Source organism: Streptomyces sp. NPDC053673, assembly GCF_055585225.1.
On record NZ_JBVJKN010000017.1, the window covers coordinates 82,885 to 102,074 of the forward strand.

The 19,190-nt window shown below is 71.3% G+C and carries 16 protein-coding genes, 1 other RNA gene and 1 pseudogene; 10 read left to right on the forward strand and 8 right to left on the reverse strand.

Going from position 1 to position 19,190, the window contains the following annotated elements; translation table 11 throughout:
• Positions 1 to 74 precede the first annotated feature (74 nt).
• The 3 genes from ACZ6ZQ_RS23715 to ACZ6ZQ_RS23725 are packed head-to-tail and all read left to right on the forward strand — an operon-like array spanning position 75 to position 3,005.
• Complete coding sequence (locus tag ACZ6ZQ_RS23715; RefSeq protein ID WP_469770491.1) at positions 75 to 929, forward strand: MaoC/PaaZ C-terminal domain-containing protein; 855 nt, start codon at positions 75 to 77, stop codon at positions 927 to 929.
• 20 nt (positions 930 to 949) lie between these two features.
• Positions 950 to 2,026, forward strand: a complete 1,077-nt coding sequence (locus tag ACZ6ZQ_RS23720) for a Zn-dependent alcohol dehydrogenase (protein ID WP_469770492.1) — start codon at positions 950 to 952, stop codon at positions 2,024 to 2,026.
• Positions 2,027 to 2,045: 19 nt separating this feature from the next.
• Complete coding sequence (locus ACZ6ZQ_RS23725; RefSeq protein ID WP_469770493.1) at positions 2,046 to 3,005, forward strand: 3-oxoacyl-ACP reductase; 960 nt, start codon at positions 2,046 to 2,048, stop codon at positions 3,003 to 3,005.
• 70 nt (positions 3,006 to 3,075) lie between these two features.
• On the opposite strand, the gene ACZ6ZQ_RS23730 is transcribed toward ACZ6ZQ_RS23725, so the two are convergent.
• Together ACZ6ZQ_RS23730 and ACZ6ZQ_RS23735 are read right to left on the reverse strand one after the other, a co-directional pair.
• Positions 3,076 to 3,243 carry a hypothetical protein gene (locus tag ACZ6ZQ_RS23730; protein WP_469770494.1) on the reverse strand — a complete coding sequence of 56 codons (168 nt, stop codon included), beginning with the start codon at positions 3,241 to 3,243 and terminating at the stop codon, positions 3,076 to 3,078.
• Positions 3,244 to 3,347: 104 nt separating this feature from the next.
• The gene (locus tag ACZ6ZQ_RS23735) at positions 3,348 to 4,529 is read right to left on the reverse strand and encodes a hypothetical protein (RefSeq protein ID WP_469770495.1); all 1,182 of its coding nucleotides are present in this window, start codon (positions 4,527 to 4,529) and stop codon (positions 3,348 to 3,350) included.
• A 357-nt stretch (positions 4,530 to 4,886) separates the two neighbouring features.
• Here ACZ6ZQ_RS23735 and ACZ6ZQ_RS23740 point away from each other — a divergent pair.
• From ACZ6ZQ_RS23740 to ACZ6ZQ_RS23755, 4 genes and pseudogenes are all read left to right on the forward strand, one after another.
• A pseudogene (locus ACZ6ZQ_RS23740) lies at positions 4,887 to 5,267 on the forward strand (TroA family protein); the annotation flags it as partial.
• Between the two features lie 164 nt (positions 5,268 to 5,431).
• Positions 5,432 to 6,262 carry a Nif3-like dinuclear metal center hexameric protein gene (locus tag ACZ6ZQ_RS23745; RefSeq protein ID WP_469770496.1) on the forward strand — a complete coding sequence of 277 codons (831 nt, stop codon included), beginning with the start codon at positions 5,432 to 5,434 and terminating at the stop codon, positions 6,260 to 6,262.
• On the forward strand, positions 6,259 to 7,002 hold the full coding sequence (locus ACZ6ZQ_RS23750) for a zinc ribbon domain-containing protein (protein ID WP_469770558.1): 744 nt from the start codon (positions 6,259 to 6,261) through the stop codon (positions 7,000 to 7,002). Before ACZ6ZQ_RS23745 ends, ACZ6ZQ_RS23750 begins: the two co-directional genes overlap by 4 nt.
• Entirely contained in the window at positions 7,002 to 8,348 is a 1,347-nt protein-coding gene (locus ACZ6ZQ_RS23755; protein WP_469770497.1) for a bifunctional RNase H/acid phosphatase, read from the forward strand. The genes ACZ6ZQ_RS23750 and ACZ6ZQ_RS23755 overlap by 1 nt, the downstream gene beginning before the upstream one ends.
• Positions 8,349 to 8,465: 117 nt before the next feature.
• On the opposite strand, the gene eda is transcribed toward ACZ6ZQ_RS23755, so the two are convergent.
• Both eda and yaaA read right to left on the reverse strand, forming a co-directional pair.
• Entirely contained in the window at positions 8,466 to 9,155 is a 690-nt protein-coding gene (gene eda / locus ACZ6ZQ_RS23760; RefSeq protein ID WP_469770498.1) for a bifunctional 4-hydroxy-2-oxoglutarate aldolase/2-dehydro-3-deoxy-phosphogluconate aldolase, read from the reverse strand.
• Between the two features lie 84 nt (positions 9,156 to 9,239).
• Complete coding sequence (gene yaaA, locus ACZ6ZQ_RS23765) at positions 9,240 to 10,040, reverse strand: peroxide stress protein YaaA (protein ID WP_469770499.1); 801 nt, start codon at positions 10,038 to 10,040, stop codon at positions 9,240 to 9,242.
• 179 nt (positions 10,041 to 10,219) lie between these two features.
• Here yaaA and ACZ6ZQ_RS23770 point away from each other — a divergent pair, with 179 nt between their 5' ends.
• Positions 10,220 to 11,662, forward strand: coding sequence for an RNB domain-containing ribonuclease (locus tag ACZ6ZQ_RS23770; RefSeq protein WP_469770500.1), 1,443 nt, complete (start codon positions 10,220 to 10,222; stop codon positions 11,660 to 11,662).
• Here the strand turns inward: ACZ6ZQ_RS23770 and ACZ6ZQ_RS23775 are convergent.
• Positions 11,613 to 12,437, reverse strand: a complete 825-nt coding sequence (locus ACZ6ZQ_RS23775; RefSeq protein ID WP_469770501.1) for a hypothetical protein — start codon at positions 12,435 to 12,437, stop codon at positions 11,613 to 11,615. The genes ACZ6ZQ_RS23770 and ACZ6ZQ_RS23775 overlap by 50 nt on opposite strands.
• Positions 12,434 to 13,228: a MerR family transcriptional regulator gene (locus tag ACZ6ZQ_RS23780; protein ID WP_469770502.1), complete on the reverse strand. Its 795-nt coding sequence runs from the start codon at positions 13,226 to 13,228 to the stop codon at positions 12,434 to 12,436. Before ACZ6ZQ_RS23780 ends, ACZ6ZQ_RS23775 begins: the two co-directional genes overlap by 4 nt.
• Positions 13,229 to 13,401: 173 nt before the next feature.
• On the opposite strand from ACZ6ZQ_RS23780, the gene ACZ6ZQ_RS23785 reads away from it, so the two are divergent.
• Positions 13,402 to 13,980, forward strand: coding sequence for a Uma2 family endonuclease (locus tag ACZ6ZQ_RS23785; protein ID WP_469770503.1), 579 nt, complete (start codon positions 13,402 to 13,404; stop codon positions 13,978 to 13,980).
• A 50-nt stretch (positions 13,981 to 14,030) separates the two neighbouring features.
• Positions 14,031 to 14,443, forward strand: an RNA gene (rnpB, locus tag ACZ6ZQ_RS23790) — RNase P RNA component class A.
• Positions 14,444 to 14,800: 357 nt separating this feature from the next.
• Here rnpB and ACZ6ZQ_RS23795 read toward each other — a convergent pair.
• Together ACZ6ZQ_RS23795 and ACZ6ZQ_RS23800 are read right to left on the reverse strand one after the other, a co-directional pair.
• The gene (locus ACZ6ZQ_RS23795) at positions 14,801 to 16,657 is read right to left on the reverse strand and encodes a thiamine pyrophosphate-binding protein (RefSeq protein ID WP_469770504.1); all 1,857 of its coding nucleotides are present in this window, start codon (positions 16,655 to 16,657) and stop codon (positions 14,801 to 14,803) included.
• A complete protein-coding gene (locus ACZ6ZQ_RS23800; protein ID WP_469770505.1) occupies positions 16,654 to 18,783 on the reverse strand; it encodes a flavin monoamine oxidase family protein in 2,130 nt (709 codons plus the stop codon). The genes ACZ6ZQ_RS23795 and ACZ6ZQ_RS23800 overlap by 4 nt, the downstream gene beginning before the upstream one ends.
• Positions 18,784 to 19,190 lie beyond the last annotated feature (407 nt).

The following is a 19,190-nucleotide window of genomic DNA, read 5'->3' on the forward strand; positions in this document are numbered from 1 at the left end:
GGCCGACGGTGCGGACGGCCGCACCGAGGTCTTCCACTCCACAGTGAGCCAAGGAACCAAGGAGCAGCATCCCCATGCCCATCGATGCCGCCAAGGCGATCGCGGCCGAGCCGCGCAGCGCCGAGATCACCTGGGACCACAAGGACATCCAGCTCTACCACCTCGGCCTCGGGGCGGGCGTCCCGGCGACCGACCCCGACGAGCTGCGCTACACCCTTGAGTCCCGGCTCCATGTGCTGCCCAGCTTCGCCACCGTCGCGGGCGCCGGCATGGGCGTCGTCGGCGGGCTCTCCGCCCCCGGTATCGACGTCGACCTCGCCGCCGTGCTGCACGGTGGCCAGCGGGTCGAGGTGCACCGCCCGATCCCGGTCAAGGGCCGGGCCGTCAGCACTTCGCGCGTCGCCGCCGTGTACGACAAGGGCAAGGCGGCGATCCTCGTACTGCGCTCGGAGGCGGCCGACGACGAGGGGCCGCTGTGGACCAGCGACGCGCAGATCTTCGTACGCGGCGAGGGCGGCTTCGGAGGCGAACGCGGGCCGTCCGTACGGGTGGAGCAGCCGGACCGCGAGCCCGACAAGGTCGTCGAGCGGGCGATCCGTGAGGACCAGGCGCTCCTCTACCGTCTCTCCGGCGACTGGAACCCGCTGCACGCCGACCCGGAGTTCGCCGGGCTCGCGGGCTTCGACCGGCCGATCCTGCACGGGCTCTGCTCGTACGGCATGACGCTCAAGACGGTCGTCGACACGCTCCTCGGCGGCGACGTCGCCCGCGTCCGCTCGTACGCCACGCGCTTCGCCGGGGTGGTGTTCCCGGGCGAGACCCTGCGCATCCGGATGTGGCAGCAGGACAGCAAGGTCCAGGTGTCGGTGACGGCCGTCGAGAGGGACGACGCCCCGGTGCTCGCCGACACCATCGTCGAAATCGCCTGACTCCTGAAGGGAGCCGCACCATGCGCGCAGCCGTACTGCACGAGATCGGCCAGGACAAGCTCGACGTCCTCGACGACGTCGAGGCGGCGGGCTTCGGCCCCGGCAAGGTGAAGATCCGGATGAGGGCGACCGGGCTGTGCCACTCGGACGTCTCCGCGATGAGCGGTGTGCTGCCGCAGCCCGCGCCCTTCGTCCCCGGCCACGAGGGGGCCGGCGAGATCCTCGACGTCGGCGACGGAGTGACCGCGGTCAAGCCCGGCGACCGGGTGCTGATGTGCTGGCTCCCGGCCTGCGGGTCCTGTCCGTCCTGCAAACGCGGCCAGAGCCAGCTCTGCCTGGCCGGCCTCATGAACGCCGGCACCCCCAACTTCAAACGCCCCGGCGGTGACGTCTTCGGCTTCGCCGGTACGGGCACCTTCGCGGAGGAGGTCGTGGTCGACGCGGGCTGCGCCGTGCCGATACCGGACGACGTGCCCTTCGAGATCGCGGCGCTCATCGGCTGCGGGGTGACGACGGGAATCGGCGCGGCCGTCAACACGGCGAAGGTGGAGGCCGGTTCGTCGGTCGCCGTCATCGGCTGCGGCGGCGTCGGTATCTCCACGATCCAGGGCGCCCGGGTGCAGGGCGCGGCACAGATCGTGGCCGTCGACCCGGTGGCCTCGCGGCGCGAGGCGGCGCTGTCCTTCGGTGCGACCGAGGCCGTCTCCCCGGGCGAACTCGCCGACGCCAAGCAGCGCATCACCGGCGGCGAAGGCTTCGACTACGTCTTCGAGGTCGTCGGCAAGTCGGCCACGGCCAGGACGGCGTACGAGACGACGCGGCGCGGCGGCACGCTGTGCATCGTCGGCGCGGGCGCGATGGACGACTTCCTGCAGCTCAACATGTTCGAGCTGTTCTTCGACGAGAAGCGGATCCTGCCGTCGATGTACGGGGGCGGGGACGTGCTCCGCTCGTACGAACGCGCGATCGCGCTGTGGCGGGCCGGCCGTGTCGACCTGGAGTCGCTGATCACGCACCGCGTACAGCTCCCCGAGATCAACGAGGCACTGACCCAGATGCGCACCGGCGAGGCGCTGCGCACCTGCATCGAGATCTGATCGAGCCGAAGGGACCCGGATGTCACTCCCACTTGAGGGCCTGTCCGCGATCGTCACGGGCGCGGGCCGCGGTCTCGGCCGCGCCGAGGCACTGGAGCTGGCCCGGCTCGGCGCGAGCGTCGTCGTCAACGACTACGGGCAGCCCGGCCGCGACGGTTCCGGCGAGGCGTCCGCAGCGCCCGCGGAGGAGGTCGTCGCGGAGATCCGCGCGGCGGGCGGCCAGGCGGTGGCCCAGCTCGGCGACGTCTCGGACGTCGCTTCGGCACGAGCCCTCGTCGACCTGGCGATCGGCACGTACGGAAAGCTGGACATCCTGGTCAACAACGCGGGCATCCTGCGGGACCGGATGGTCTTCTCCATGAGCGAGGACGAGTGGGACTCGGTGATCCGGGTCCACCTCAAGGGCCACTTCAACACGACCCACTTCGCGTCGGTCCACTGGCGCGAACGATCCAAGGCGGCGGGTGCGCCTGTCTACGGGCGCGTCATCAACACATCGTCGGAGGCGTTCCTGGCGGGCTCGGCGGGCCAGCCGAACTACGCGGCGGCGAAGGGCGGCATCGTCGGCCTGACGACGTCGACGGCGCTGGCCCTGGCCAAGTACGGCGTCACGGCCAACGCCATCTGCCCGCGGGCCCGTACCCGTATGACGGAGGACGTCTTCGCTGCCGTTCCAGCAATCAAGAGGGGCGGGGAGCCGTCCGACGGCGAACTCGACCCGCTCGCGCCCGAGCATGTCTCCCCCCTGGTCGGCTATCTGGCGTCCCCGGCCGCGGCTCGCGTCAACGGCCAGCTCCTGGTCGTCCACGGCGGCATGGTGGCGGTCGTCGAACGGCCGCGGGTGGCCGCCAAGTTCGACTCGGAGAAGGACACGTTCTCCTACGAGGAGCTGGACGGCGCCCTCTCCCCGTACTACGAGTCCCGCCCCCCGAACGAAACCTTCGCCGCAGCGGAGGTCCTGGGCCTGAAGCGGGGTTAGGTTCGCCGGGTCGAGTCTTCAGAACGCCGGAGGGGCTCCAAAGGAGCCCCTCCGGCAATTGAGGACGGGTCTACTGCCCGCCGCCACCAGGGCGGCGGTGCCGGCCGTGGGCCGGAGACGTCGAGTCCTCCGTCGCCGCCGCACCGCCTCGGTGCTTTCCGGCACCGCCGGCTTCGGCCTGGTTCGCGGCCGCCCCCTGCGGACGCGCCTGGGTCGTGTCGGTTCGGGCTTCAGACATGTGGGAAGTTCACCCCGTTGAGATCGCTGATTTCCGTCGCAAGGCGAGCAGTCACGTCACCGTCGGCATCCGTACGATGCGGCTGCGCAGCCCGGCCGCAGAGTCTAACCGCGTGCCGTACGCCCGGTGAGGGGTGCCTCCTGCAACGGCACCGGCCTGCACACAGCAGGACCCCCGACACCTCCGGATGGTTCCCCACCTGCGCATTCCGGTTGTGCCGGTTCTGTGATCACGGCAGGCCCGTCGGGGAGTGGCACATCCTCCGGGGGCTCCAGCCGAGCCACCCCGCACGGCACCGCACCCGTCGCGTACGGCAGTTGCAGCACCCCGTCCCGGGTCCACAGCCCCGACCCCGTCAACCACCCCTCCGGCGGGGAAAGTTGCTGCAGTCGGCGGCCCGCGGGGCGCCACACCCCCACCCAGCTGCCCGCCGCCGCGTCGATCCGCAGCCCCACCGCGCAGCTCTCCGGCATCAGCACCTGCCCCGGCTGGATCGCGAACGGCGTGACCGCCGCGTCGGCCAGACGCAGGCATTCGGGAAACCGCACCGGCCGCACACTGCCGAGCACCCCCCAGCCCAGCCGGTCGTGGCCCGCCGCGTCCGAGCGGATCAGCAGCAGTCCGCTCTCGGCGTCCGCGAGCAGCAGCCGGTCGTTGCTGTCCTCCGTGATCTGCAGCAGTGGTGTCACCTCCCCGTGCCGCTCCAGGTCGACCACCACCGCCTTGGTGATGCCGTCCGACTCCCGGTCCACGGCGAGCATCCGGCCCGTACGGTCCAGCCACGCCCCGCCCGAACAGCGGCCCGGCACCTCCGCGACCCGCTTGGGACCGGACGCCCCGCCCGCCACCAGCCACACCGTCGTCGAACGCTCACCGGGCGCCAGTGCGTACACGCACGTTCCGTTCGGTGACGGCGGGAGCAGCCGCAGCGCCGTGGACTCGACCGCGCCGAGCGGCAGTTCGCCGGTACCCGGCCCGGTGGGATACAGCAGGGAGAACGTCCGCAGGTCCGCCACCCTGCGGTGTATCAGCACCCGCCCGTCGGCCAGCGGCGCCACCTGCGCGTCGGGCTCCTCCGGCTGGCCGAGCGGCAGCGGCACCGCGTACGGCTCGGGCCCGTCGAGCGTCCACCGCTCGACGAACCGGGCGTCTCCCTCACCCGCGAGACGCGCCGCGTAGCAGCCGTCCCCGCTGACCGTGAGCGCCGCACGCGGTACGTGCGGTAGGTGCGGTACGTGCCGGCCGGGGTCGCCCTCCGGGGCCGCCTCAATGGCACACGCTGTCATCGGATGGTCACCTCCCGGCCACCGAAGCTAGTTTTCGCACTACCAGCCGAACGACGCGAGCGTGCTCACTTCACACATAAGGGTGGGCATTTCTCGATTCGCCTGAGGTCGAGGGGGGCGTTGTGCTGCGCGGGGCGGCAGCTATGGCTAGGCCTGCCTAAGTCGGACTCTCTCGGTCCGCTTCTGTTCCCTGTCTGTCCCTTTCTGTCCCCAGTCGTGCGCACCCGCAGGAGCACCCACCCATGTCCCTACGCCGCCGCGGATCCGCCGGCAGCCGTCGCCCTCACCGCCGCGCTCTCCCTCGCGGCCTGTGGAACCGGCGGCGACGATTCCGGCAAGGGCACGGACAAGGCCGACGGCGGCGCCAAGCCGACCGTCTCCATGGTCCGCTGCATGCCGGACAAGATCCGCCTGTACGCCAAGGCCTCCTTCGTCGGCACCGTCCTCGACGACGCCGGACTGCCGCAGCCCAAGAACCAGCAGGTCAACGACCTCGCCACGGAGATCAGTGCGGACAAGGTCGACGAGGCGGACGCCGACTGGATCTTCACCGGCGTCTACGGCGACCCGACGAAGACCAAGCGCGACACCGCCCAGGCCAACCCGCTCTGGAAGAACCCGAAGGCGGTCAAGGGCGGCCGGGCCAAGGACGTTCCGGACGAGACCTGGTACCTGGGTCTGGGCGTGACCGCCGCCGGCGAGGTCCTGGACGACCTGCGCGGATACCTGGTCAAGTAGCGGATACCCGGTCACGTAGGACGAGAGCCCTGGTGCCGCCCGCACCGGGGCTCTCTCGCCGGGGCACTCTCCGGGGCCGGGCGTGACCGCCGCAGCCGGCGCCGCGCCTTCCGCCCGAGCGGCGCCGGTTCAGGCGCAATGGACAGCCAGGTAGCCTTTGCTGCGTGCCCCGTCTCTCTGAAGTCACTGCCGCGCTCGACGTCCTCTGGCCGCCCGAGAGGGCCGAAGAGTGGGACGCCGTCGGCACGGTCTGCGGCGAGCCCGGCGCCGAGGTCGCGCGTGTCCTGTTCGCCGTCGACCCGGTCCAGGAGATCGCCGACGAGGCGGTCGCCCTCGGCGCGGACCTGATCGTCACCCACCACCCGCTCTATCTGCGCGGTACGACGACGGTCGCCGCCTCCCACTTCAAGGGCCGGGTCGTGCACACGCTCATCAAGCACGACATCGCGCTGCACGTCGCGCACACCAACGCCGACACCGCCGACCCGGGTGTCTCGGACGCCCTCGCCGGCGCGCTCGACCTGCGGGTCGTCGCCCCCCTCGTACCGGAGACCGGCCTGGGCCGGATCTGCGAGCTCGACCATCCGCTGTCCCTGCGGGAGTTCGCCGACCGCGCCGCGCAGCGGCTGCCCGCCACCGCACAGGGCGTCCGGCTGGCGGGCGACCCCGACGCCGTCGTCCGGCGGGTCGCGGTCAGCGGCGGCTCCGGCGACAGCCTCTTCGACGCCGTACGAGCCGCGGGCGTGGACGCGTTCCTCACCGCGGACCTGCGCCACCATCCGGTGTCGGAGGCCACGCAGACCGCGTCTCTTTCCTCCGCCCCGTTGGGTCTGGTCGACGCCGCCCACTGGGCCACGGAATGGCCCTGGTGCGAGCAGGCCGCCGCCCAGCTCGACGAGATTTCCGACCGTCACGGCTGGGACCTGCGGGTCCACGTCTCGAAGACGGTCACCGACCCCTGGTCCTCCCACCACACCTCTGGAGCCCCCAACTGAACGCCGCGCCCGCCGACCAGATCCGACTCCTCGACGTCCAGGCACTCGACGTACGCCTGTCGCAGATCGCGCACAAGCGCAGGAGCCTGCCCGAGCACGCCGAGATCGAGTCGCTGAACAAGGACCTCACGCAGCTGCGCGACCTGCTCGTCGCCGCGCAGACGGAGGAGAGCGACTGCGCCCGCGAGCAGACCAAGGCCGAGCAGGACGTCGACCAGGTGCGCCAGCGCGCCGCCCGCGACCAGCAGCGTCTCGACTCGGGTGCCATCACGTCCCCGAAGGACCTGGAGAGCCTCCAGCACGAGATCGTCTCGCTCGCCAAGCGCCAGGGCGACCTCGAGGACGTCGTCCTGGAGGTCATGGAGCGCCGTGAGTCCGCGCAGGAACGTGTCTCCGAGCTGACCGGCCGGGTCGGCTCCGTCCAGGCGAAGGTCGACGACGCGACCGCGCGCCGGGACGCGGCGAGCGAGAAGCTCGACGGCGAGTCCGCGACCGTCTCCAAGGAGCGCGAGGTGATCGCCGGGTCCGTCCCCGCGGACCTGATGAAGCTGTACGAGAAGCTCCGCGAGCAGCAGGGCGGCGTGGGCGCGGCCCGGCTGTACCAGCGCCGCTGCGAGGGCTGTCACATCGAGCTCAACATCACCGAGCTGAACGAGGTGCGGGCGGCCGCCGCCGACGCCGTCCTGCGGTGCGAGAACTGCCGCCGCATCCTGGTCCGTACGTCGGAGTCCGGCCTCTGATGGCTCGCGAACTGATCGTCGAGGCCGACGGCGGCTCCCGGGGCAACCCGGGTCCCGCGGGCTACGGCGCGGTCGTCCTCGACCCGGCGACGGGGGAGACGCTCGCGGAGCGGGCGGAGTACATCGGCGTCGCGACGAACAACGTCGCCGAGTACCGCGGACTGGTCGCCGGCCTGAAGGCGGTGAAGGAACTCGCCCCGGACGCCAGGGTCCGCGTCCGGATGGACTCCAAGCTCGTCGTCGAGCAGATGTCGGGCCGCTGGAAGATCAAGCATCCCGACATGAAGCCGCTCGCGGCGGAGGCGGGGCGGATCCTCCCGGCCGGGCAGGTCACGTACGAGTGGATCCCGCGCGAGCAGAACAAGCACGCGGACCGGCTCGCGAACGAGGCGATGGACGCGGGCAGGAAGGGCAAGCAGTGGGAGCCCTCCGCGTCGCGGGCGGCGCTCGCCGAGGACCGGCGCGCGGCGCGGGTCGTGGGCGATACGGCCGCGGGCGCGGCGAAGGCGCGTGCGGCGTTGTCCGCCGCAGCGGCCGGTCGCGGCGGGGGTGCGGCTGTGGCCGCTCCGGGCCGGGGCGCGTCCGCAGCCGTCGTGGCACAGGGAGGCGTGGCACCCGCCGACGCGGGACGTGTGGCAGCGGCCGATGCGGGGCAGGGACGTGTGGCACCGGCCGATGCGGCTGAGGAAGCCCCGGCCGTGGGCTGGGGGCCCGCGGATGTGGGCCCGCCCGCCACGTTCGTGCTGCTGCGGCACGGTGAGACGCCGCTGACACCCCAGAAGCGGTTCTCGGGCAGCGGGGGCACCGACCCGGAGCTCTCCGACGCCGGTCTGCGCCAGGCGGAGGCGGCCGCGACGGCGCTCGCCGCGCGCGGCAAGATCCAGGCGATCGTCGCCTCCCCGATGCGGCGCTGCCTGCAGACGGCCGGGGCCGTGGCCGCGCGCCTCGGGCTCGACGTCCGGGTGGACGACGGTCTGCGGGAGGCGCACTTCGGCGCCTGGGAGGGCCTGACGTTCGGCGAGGTCCGGGAACGGTATCCGGACGACCTGGACGCGTGGCTCGCCTCCCCGAAGGCGGCGCCCACGGGCGGCGGCGAGAGCTTCGCGACGGTGGCCCGGCGGGTGTCGGCGGCGCGTGACCGGCTGACGGAGGAGTACCGCGGCCGTACGGTCCTCCTGGTCACCCACGTGACACCGATCAAGCAGCTGGTCCGGCTGGCCCTGGGTGCGCCGCCGGAGGCCCTGTTCCGTATGGAGCTCGACGCGGCGTCGCTGTCGGCGGTCTCGTACTACGCGGACGGCAACGCGTCCTTGCGCCTGTTGAACGACACGTCTCACCTGCGCTGAGGGTGTGCCTTCGGCGGGGGCGCGGTGTGCCTCCGGCGGGTGCGGGTCGGGGCGCCTTCGGCGGGGTGCGGGGTGACGGTGTGCCCGGTGCCGCGGGCGCGGCCGGTGTGTCCGTCCTCAAACTCCCCCTACGCCCTGCGGCGTGGGGGGACCCCCAGACGGGCTGGGGTGGTGCGCCCGGTGCCGTGACGGCGGCCGCAAGGACGACGCCTCGCGGGCAAGGGACTCCACACGCGACCAGTCCCGCGCCGCGACCGCGTCCCCCGGCAGCATCCACGTGCCACCCACACACCCCACGTTCGGCAGCGCCAGATACGCCGGCGCCGACGCGAGCGAGACACCGCCGGTCGGGCAGAAGCGGGCCCGGGGCAGTGGCCCCGCAAGGGACTTGAGGTAGGCGGTGCCGCCCGCCGCCTCCGCGGGGAAGAACTTCATCTCGTGCACTCCGCGCTCCAGCAGCGCCACGACCTCCGACGTCGTCGACACCCCCGGCAGGAACGGCAGGCCGGACGACCTCATCGCGTCCAGCAGCGCATAGGTCCAGCCGGGGCTGACGAGAAAGCGCGCCCCCGCGGCCACCGCGTCGGTCACGCCCCGCCGTGAGATGACGGTGCCCGCGCCGACCACCGCGTCCGGTACCGCGTCCGCGATCGCACGGATCGCGTCGAGCGCGGCCGGCGTGCGCAGGGTCACCTCGATCGCCCGCAGGCCGCCCGCGACGAGGGCCCGCGCGAGCGGTACGGCGTCGGCCGCGTCGTCGAGGACGACGACGGGGACGACGGGGGCGAGGTCGAGCACGGAGGTCATGCGGTCATCCTGCCCAAGCCGATCACAGTGCACAACGCGCGTTGCGCACTGTGCAACGGTCTGTTCAGTGGATCCCGGTCGCGCTCAGTGGATCTCGGTCACCACCACGTCGAGCGACCACGCCTTCCCGGACCTCGCCGGGGCCTGCGCCTCCACCGTGTATCCGAGGTCCCGCAGCGTCTCCACCAGCTCGCCCGGCGCCTTCGGCGCCGCCCCCGCCTCCAGCAGGCTGCGGACCATCCGGCCCTTCGTCGCCTTGTTGAAGTGGGAGACGACCGAACGCTTCTCGACGCCGTTGACGCTCTGCGAGTGGAGCACCCGCACGGTCGCCGTGCGGTCCGCGACCTCGCCCTTCGGGCGCCATGCCGACACGTACGCCGAGGACCGGAGGTCCAGGACGAGCCCGTCCCCGGCCGCCTCGGGCAGCGCCGACGCCATCGGCGTACGCCAGTACGCGCCGAGCGCCCCGAGTCCCGGCAGTTTCACGCCCATCGAGCAGCGGTACGACGGGATCCGGTCGTCGACGCGGACCGCGCCCCACAGTCCGGAGAAGACCAGCAGCGACCGCCGCGCCCGCTTGCGGGCCGCCGGGTCGAGCGTGGCCAGCCCCAGCGCGTCGTACAGGACCCCGGTGTAGATCTCCCCGGCCGGACGCGCCCCGGCGGTCCGCAGCTCCGCGTTCTTCGCGAGCTCGCCGCTCAGCCCCTCGCTCAGCCCGAGCACCTCGCGGGCCTTCTCCTCGTCCCCCAGGCACAGCTCGACGAGTTCGTCGAGCACCGCTGCCCGCGCCCCGGCCAGCCCGGGAAGCGAGAGCGACTCCGGCTTGAGCGGCGCCCCGCGTCCGGAAGCGGCTTTACCTTCCGACGGCGGCAACAGCACGAGCACGGCGGTTCTCCTCTACGTACGTACGGAAAAGGGGGTGCGGCCCCCGCGCCAGGGTAGTCGGGCCGACGGCCCCGCCCCGCCGCTGTCCACCGGGGCGCCGGGCCCGGGCTGCGGGGGCGGGGGCGGGGGCCCGCCCGGCCCGGGTCGCCGCCCCGTTCCGCCCGCCATACGCTCGGCACATGCCCCGCCGCCATCTGCACGTGACCTGCGCAGCCGAGGCTCCGCTCGCCGCCGCCCTGCGTGCGCTGCGTACGGCGCTCGACGTACCGGCGGGCTTCCCGGCCGAGGTGCTCGCGGAGGCGGAACGGGCGGCGCGGGAGCCGCGGCTGCCGGAGCGGGACGCGACGGACATTCCGTTCTTCACGATCGACCCGCCGGCCTCCACCGACCTGGACCAGGCGATGCATCTGGGCCGCCGCCGGGGCGGCGGCTTCCGGGTGAGCTACGCGATCGCCGATGTCGCGGCGTTCGTGACGCCCGGCGGCGCGCTCGACGCCGAGGCCCACCGGCGGGCGCTGACGCTCTACTTCCCGGACGAGAAGGTTCCGCTGCACCCGGTGGTGCTCTCCGAGAGCGCGGCGAGTCTGCTGCCGGACCGGACGCGTCCGGCGCTGCTGTGGATGATCGACCTCGACGAGGACGGGGCCACGGTCGCGACGGACGTCCGCCGTGCCCTGGTGCGCAGCCGCGCCAAGCTCCACTACGCGGGGGTGCAGCGGCAGATCGACGCGGGCACCGCCGAGGAGCCGCTCGCGCTGCTCAAGGACATCGGGCTGTTGCGCGAGAGGCTGGAGGTCGAGCGGGGCGGGATCTCCCTCAACGTCCCCGAGCAGGAGATCGTCCAGCGCGACCACTCGTACAGTCTCGAATTCCGCGCCCCGCTCCCGGCGGACGCCTGGAACGCCCAGGTCTCCCTTCTCGCCGGCATGGCCGCGGCCGATCTCATGACCGCGGCCGGCACCGGCATCCTGCGGACCCTGCCGACCGCCCCGGACGGCGCCGTGGCCCGGCTGCGCCGCACCGCGAAGGCGCTGCACATCGACTGGCCGCACCACGTCTCGTACGCGGAGGTCGTCCGCTCCCTCGACCCGTCGGACCACCGCCACGCCGCCTTCCTGCAGGAGTGCACGACGCTGCTGCGCGGCGCCGGCTACACCGCGTTCAGCGGCGGCCGGATTCCCGACCCCGCGATCCACGCCGCCGTCGCCGACGCGTACACGCACTGCACCGCCCCGCTGCGCCGGCTCGTCGACCGGTACGCGGGCGAGCTGTGCGTGGCGGCCGTGGCCGGGAAGGAGCCGCCCGGCTGGGTGCGGGAGGCCCTGGAGGCGCTGCCGAAGGAGATGGCCGACGGGGCGCGGCGCGCCAACACCGTCGAGCGCGAGTGCGTCGACATCGTCGAGGCGGCCCTGCTGAGCGGACGGATCGGCGAGTTCTTCGACGCCTTCGTGATCGATGTGAAGGACCACGAACCGGACGTCGGCACCGTCCAGTTGCAGGATCCGGCGGTGGTCGCCCCGATCGAGGGCGGCGGGGCGGAGCTCCCGCTGGGCGAGGCGCTGCGGGTACGGCTCATGCAGGCTGACCCGGGGGCGGCGAAAGTGCGGTTCGCGCCTGCGTGAGGGCGCGCAGGAGGGCCCGGGCGTCGTCGGCGTGGCAGCGGACGGTGTGCACCTGACGCTCCTTCCCGAGCAGCCCCACGGCCGTGACGGGCTCCGCCAGCTTCAGGGTGAGGGAGGTCTGCGAGCCGACGTCCAGATCGAGGACGCCGTCCTGCTTGGGGTGCGTGAAGAGCAGTTCGTACGAGACGGACGCGATCCGGTCGAGCGGGATCCGCAGGTCGACATGGGCGGCCTGGCGCAGTCGCAGGGTGTCCGCGGACAGGGTGTGCGGGCGGGTGACGGAAGCCGCGTACAGCCCGATGACGAAGAAGACGGTGTACACGTCGAGGACGAGGACGATCGCGTGCACGACCGGCCAGGAGCTCAGCAGGAACGACATCCCGACGGTCTCGACGACACAGACGAAGCCGAAGCCGAACAGGAGGGCGGCCTGGTCACGGGCGTGTCCGAAGGACTGGTCGCCGGGGCCGACGCCGTGGCGCCGCCGCGCCACCCACAGGACGACGCTCCACATCAGCCGCAGCTCGTGCCCCATGAGCCGGACCACCTGTCCGGGCACCAGCTCGCCCACGGCTTCGCGGGCGCTGCGGCCCTGCCTGCGCAGCCGTACGAAGACGGCCGCCTCGGCGAGGACCAGGAGCAGCATGGCCGCCTCGGCGGCGGTGACGGCGGCCGTGGGCGGCCGTACGCCCGCCACCAGACAGACCGCGAGCGCCACTTCACCGGGTATCACGGCGTAGGCGACGCCTCTGAGTCCTCGGATCAGCCGCTTCACCGGGCACGCTCCGCGACGATGCGCAGCGCGCGGCGTACGGCGGCGGCCTGGGCGGGGGAGAAGTCGGCGAAGAACGCGTCCAGGAGGGCGCTTTCGGGCAGTGTGCCGGTACCGAGCCCCTCCACGACCTCGTCCGGCATGGAGTCGGCCAGCGCCTGCGCCGCCTCCGCGACCCGCGGGTCGTCCGGGTCGGTGTCCGTCTCCGCGAGCGCGTCGAGCAGCCCGTACACCTCGTACGCCCGCTCCGCCGCGCCCGGCGCCTCGGTCATCCGCCGCATGGCGCCGATCAGCCGCTCACGCTCGGCCGCGGGCGCGACGCTGTCCAGCAGGGCGAGCAGTTCCCGGTCCTTCGCGGCCATGGCGGACCCGGACGCGGTCACCCCGGCGGCGGCCTCGGCCTCGGCGATCGTGGCGAGGAGCGCGGCCAGCTCGGCCGACACGGGCCCTTCGGCCGTCAGCCGTCCGTCCCGCGCCTGTCCCAGCAGCACCCTGAGCCGCCGGCGACGCTCCGCGATCTGCTCCTGCTGCCGGGCGAGATCCTCCTCCAGCTCCTCCAGCACCTCGACCAGCTCCCGCCCGGCGTCGTCGGCGAGCACGTCCCTGACCTCGTCGAGCCCGAGCCCGAGTTCGGTCAGCCGCCGGATCCGCGCGAGCAGCACGGCGTCCCGCACCGAGTAGTCCCGGTAGCCGTTGGCCCGCCGCATGGGCTCGGGCAGCAGGCCCTGGTGGTGGTAGTGCCGCACGGCTCGCGGGGTGACCCCGACGAGTGCGGCGATCTCTCCGATCCGCATGGCCTCAGTAGAAACCCTGACGCTGCGGCAAGGTCAAGCGAGCCTGCCGACTCGGTGGCGAACGCCCCCGGGCCCGGTGATCGTGTGCCACGATCGAGGGAAACAGTCCCTTCTCACGGACGGCGGGTGCAGCGATGTCCCAGTCTGGCGAGCGACCGAGGAAGGAGCGCGACATGACTGCCATGCCGCATGAACCACTCACGCAGGCGGACGTCCTGCTGGAGGGCTTCCTGGCGCTGGACACGCCGGAGGGCTTCCGCGCGGAGCTGATCGAGGGGGAGATCGTTGTGACACCGCCGCCGGACGGGGACCATGAGGACTACATCAACCTGATCGTGAAGCAAGTGATCAGGCGTTCGCGTACCGACATGGATTTCTCCGGGAACAAGGGCCTCAAGCTGATGAGCGCGCCCGACTGCTCGAGGGACCACGTCATCCCCGACGGCACGTTCGCGCCGGCCGAGCTGCGTCTGTACCGGGGCGCAGACTCGTGGATGCCCGCTGACGGCGTGGCCATGGTGATGGAGGTGACCTCCACCCGGCCGGACAAGGACCGCGAGGCCAAGCGCCGCTGTTACGCCCGGGCCGCCATCCCCCTGTATCTGCTGATCGACCGGGGTACGTCCGAGCTCGTCCTCTTCAGCGAACCGGAGGACAACGACTACCTCCAGCGGCGCACGATCCACTTCGGCAAGGTCCTGCCCCTGCCCGAGCCGTTCGCCTTCGAGCTGGACACCGCCGACTTCGTCTGAGGCGCGCGCTAGGGGTCCGCACCGCCGGGTAGCATGGTCACCACGGCAGACGAGCCGGGCGGACGGCCGCGTGAGGAACCCTTCGGGGCGCCTCCCGAGGAACGTCCGGGCTCCACAGGGCAGGGTGGTGGGTAACGCCCACCCGGGGTGACCCGCGGGACAGTGCCACAGAAAACAGACCGCCGGGGACCTCGGTCCCCGGTAAGGGTGAAACGGTGGTGTAAGAGACCACCAGCGCCTGAGGTGACTCAGGCGGCTCGGTAAACCCCACCCGGAGCAAGGTCAAGAGGGGCCACCCCCGAAAGGGACGGTGGGCCTGCGCGGACGATCGAGGGCTGCCCGCCCGAGTCCGCGGGTAGACCGCACGAGGCCGGTGGCAACACCGGCCCTAGATGGATGGCCGTCGCCCCGACGACCGCGAGGTCCCGGGGCACAGAACCCGGCGTACAGCCCGACTCGTCTGCCGCTCAATCATGTCTGCATCTCCTCCCGCCCAGTCGCCCGCATCTGTCATGCCTGCGACTTCTGGGCTCGACATGCCTCGCTGTCGTTGGTGCCGCGGGCGCGGTGAACTCTCACGGGACTGCTGCCTCTGGTCTTCATGGGCGGCTCGGCCGCGCCGCCCCGGAGGGGGCTCAGCCCGGTGTCGCGTTGTTCGCTCGGCCCGGACTCCACCATCAAGCTCCTCGACATAGCCGGGTCAGCGGAGTGATGTCGAAACTCATCGATGCGTAGCCATCGGCAGCCACACGCTACGGGCGCCTGTGCCAGAAGGCCTTGGCCTTCTGGCACAGGCGCCCGTCAGCTGTGCAGCGCCTCGTCAGGGACAGTTCTCGTTGATCTTGTACTGAAGGGCGCGGGGGTAGTCGTGACGGCTGAGGCGGACCTGGACCAGCAGCGGTCCCTGGTTGATCGAGTCGTTCGGCTCGCTGATGCGCTTCAGCACGGATTCCAGTTCTGCGTGGGTGGCGACCGTCATGCCGGTCATCGGGCTCTTGGTCGAGCCGAAGACCTTGGCCAGCTGGTCGTAGTGCCACTGGTGCAGATTGTTGTAGAAGTCGGCGCCGTCGGACGGCTTCTGCTGGTAGTAGCACGGGTTGACCAGCATCTGCTCGATGCCGTAGAAGCCCTCGTTGTCCAGCACGAAGATCACCGAGTTCAGCCGGTGCCGGGTGTGTGTGGACAGTTCCTGGCATGTCTCCTGGAACGCGCCGTCGCCGACGAACACCATCGGCCGTTTGCCCGCGGCCTTCCGGGCCATCGCGACGCCGGTGGCCGCGCCGACCGAGTAGCCGATGGACAGCCACGCGTTCTGCGCCAGGTATCCGGCGCGCTCGACGCTGTGCAGGTTCATCGAGCCCAGGAGGGCGAACGCCGCGTCGGACAGGAGGGTGAACGGTGAGGTGACCTGGGTGCCCGTGCCTGTCGCCTGGCTGTCGAGGAAGCCGCTGATGTGCTGGAAGAAGCTGTCGTACGTCAGTTCCGCCTGGATGTCGGTGGCGCTGAGCTGGGCCTGGTAGGCGGCCGTGCTCTCGGGCACCGGCGCCCCTTCGGCGTGCGCCTGGGCGAAGTAGTCGGCGGCGAATGCGCCCGGGCCGAACTCGGTCACCAGCGCCTCGCGCAGTGTCGGGATGAACCGTTCCAGCTGGACGTCGGGGTAGTAGGAGGCGCCGACGCTCACTCCTTCGCGGGCGGCCACGCACCAGTCGTCGCCGATGTCCTGCTCGCCGCCGAGGTTCTTCGACGTCGACCAGGTACCCAGCCCGATGCGGCACTTGGCCCGCTGGAACACCTCCCGTACGTACGGATCACTGGCCTTGCCGTTGTAGACGCCGACGAATCCCGGGGTGTTCTCCGAGACCACGGACTTGCCTCCGACGTTCGTGCAGAACGGCATCCCGGTGTCCTGCACGAGCTCGGTGAAGGGCTGGGAGAGACGGAACCGGTCGATCTCCTCGCCCGCCCACAGGATGGGCGAGCCCTGCACTCCCCCCTTCTGTTTGACGAGGTCGACGGCGGCGGCGACCGCCTTGGCCAGCATGGTCTGGTTCTTGGGGGTGAACGGGCGCTGCCTGGGGGCCAGATGGCCCTGGGGTGCTTCGCATTCTGCGGCCCAGACGTCCTCCATGACCTCCAGATACACCGGCCGGCGCTCGGACAGGCAGGCGACGATGGCGCTGTCGATCTGCACGGGGGCCAGTCCCGGGTTGGAGATCACCTGTGCGTCGACCGTGACCTGGCGGTACACGTCGAGGTTGCTCTCCCGACGCTGACTCATGTGGGAGGTGAGCAGGCCGATGGCCTGGTAGTTCAGCCACTGCTCGTAGGTCGGGCAGGCGTTGATCGCGATGAGCGGCACATACTCGACGTAGGCGCCCCCGATGGGGTTGAGCAGGTTGAACGCTCCGACGCTGTAGGTGACGGCGACGGCGCCGACGCCGAAGCCGCCGTCAGGGGCGTCGGCGTGCCGGGCTCGGGCATAGGCGTCGGCCGCATAACCGGCCCCGACCTCGGTCGGGGTGCCCACCCACGTCACCTGCGGGTTGTGCTGCTTCATGATGGACAGGAACGGGCCCAGGTGGTTGCCGGGCACACCGAACAGGTGCTCGATTCTGAGCTGTTCGAGTCGAGTGGCCAGGTACCGCGCCACGTTCCATGTCGAGGACTGCTCCGTCACTGTGCCTGCACCTCCGTGAGCTGTCGCTCGTCCACCGCTTCGCGTCCCGCCTCGCGTTCCACGGGCACCGTGTAGGACGGAGGCGATGCCTTCTCGTGCACCTCGATGGCGGCGCGGACCGCCGTCTCCACGGCGCCCTCGATCCAGGCGTGCTTCAGCGAGGTGTGCTCGCCCGCGAAGTGCACCGGCCCTTCGGGCTTGACGGCGTCCAGGTGGAAGCTGGTCATCTGGTGCGGCGTGTAGATCGCGGCCTCACCGAAGGCGTACGGGTTGCGCAGCCAGCTCTGGGTCTGCCCGGCGCCTGTGTAGAACACCTCGATGCGGCGGCCGTGGACCAGTTGCAGGTTCCGCAGGGCGTGGACGTAGCGCTGCGCGTCCTCCATCGAGTCCCAGCGTGCCGCGTCGTCGGACCAGGAGTAGGTGGCCAGGACCACCCCGCCGCCCTTGCTGCCCGGCACCGGGTGGGATGGGTAGTACATGTACCGGTTGGGGTTGTCGGTGGTCGAACCGCCCCCGAACACATTGGTCGCCGGCCGAAGCGGTGCCCCGCGCAGCGGCTCCTTGCGGTAGTACTCGAGCTGCTTGGGGTCGATGAGCTGCTCCTGGACGCTGCCGTGGGCACCGAGCAGCCCCGTCGGCAGTGAACTCAGCTGGGACGGCAGGTCGTCCGCGGGCTCCACGGGGGCCTTGGCGGACTGCTGGTAGAAGCCGTACAGGCCCGGATCGATGGACTCCAGCTCCCGGCGCCAGTCCTCCTCGGTGAACTCCCACCACCGCTTGGAGAACTCCAGCAGCACCTTCGTCGCCTGGTCGTAGTGCGTCTCGATGACGGCCCGCCGCTTCTTGTACGAGAACGGCGGCGACACCTCGACGAAGCGGAAGCTCGAGAAGGGGATCGTGACGATCGCCATGTCACCCCTCCACACCCGGGGCGGTCCGCTCAGGGAGTCCTCGGGCTCGGTGTGGATCGCGACGGTGCGCCCCGGCTCCGGGCCCACGTCTTCGCGCCGCTCACCGTCCCGGCGCGGGTCCCAGTACTCCAGGCGGACCATCCGGTGTCCCCTCACCAGCTCGTTCTGAAGCCCTTCGGCGAGCTTGTCGGGCAGCATCTCGGTGCCGCCCTCGATCTCCCAGTAGGTGACGTTCGGGTTGATGTCGCTGCGGCCCAGGAAGCTGTGGAAGAACGACAGGTGGAGCCGCGAGGTGAGGTTCTCGATCGAGCCGGCGGCCTCGATGGCCTCGTCGCTCAGGCCGGCGTGGTCGCGCAGGAAGTCGCCCATCGAGCAGCGGTCGAAGTCGTGGACCACCCTCGCCCAGCCTTCGAGCCACTCCTTGAACGGCTTGTTCACCCGTTGCTGGGTGCCGTCCTGGCCGGTCACGGAGTCGGAGTAGTAGTCCCTGACCTCTTCCAGAGCATCGTTGATCATCTGGCTGGTGGTCAGCCGTGCTTCGTCCCCCGTCAGGTGGAAGCCCTCGTTGATCAGTGTGGGGTCGTCCGCGTACTCGGACCGGCGGGCCTGGACGGAGTTCATCTGGATCCAGGTGTCGTTCCGTTTGTGGGGCTCCCGGAAGTCGGGGCTGTCCTGTCCGTACCTCCACTCCTTACCGGTGAAGGACTTGTAGACCACCGGGGGTACGGGCGCCTTCTGGAAGCCCGTACGGGGGTCGACGTCGACGTTGTAGAACAGCCGGCGCTTCAGTCCGAGCTTGTCGATCAGGGCGAGGGTGAGGGGGTGGAAGTCGGGCAGCCGCATGGCTCCCGCCTCCGCGTACTGGGCCGGATCGGTGAACGGCCCCTGTTCCTCGCCCTCCCGGCGGCGGAAGGTCTTGATACGTCCGCCCACCCGGCTGGCGTTGGCCTCCAGGATCGTGACCTTGTGGCCGGCCTGCTTGAGCAGCGTCGCGGCCACCAGACCGGAAATCCCGGCCCCGACGATCAGCACCTCCTTCGGCCGCCCGGGCGGCCGAACGGGAGCCAGCCCCCGGTCGATGAGGACGTCGAGGAATCGCAGCTTCAGGTCCTCGTTCTTCGGCTCGGGGCCGATCAGGAGCAGCTCGCGCGCCAGCTGGAGACAGGTCTCCCAGCGCACGCGGTTCCTCCAGAGGTCGGTTTGGGTGTTGTCCATGGCATCTGTTCCCTTCTGGGTGAAGCGAGAGCCGCGAGGCCCGACCGCTACGGCACGTCGGCCGTCCGTGGCCGCGCGGCCACGGACGTTCCACGGACGGCCGACGTGTGCCGCATCACCACGCCGTGGGCCGGTCGGGCAGGCCGTTGCTCGTGTTCCTGGATGAGCGAGAACCGGCCGGGTGGGCGCGGGCTCGCCGGGCGCAGGCGGGAGGCAGCGTCGCGGAACAACTCCCTGCGGCACGTAGGAAGGCAGGGCGGCCCGCAATAACCGGGGCTGAGGTGGATGGACCGATGGACGGACCGGCAATGGAAGCATGCTCGAATACGAAACGTACTCGAACATGCACAATTAGTACTTTTGTCGCCCGGGTCCCGGGTGTCAACTCGAAGCCGGGAGACTCCCGC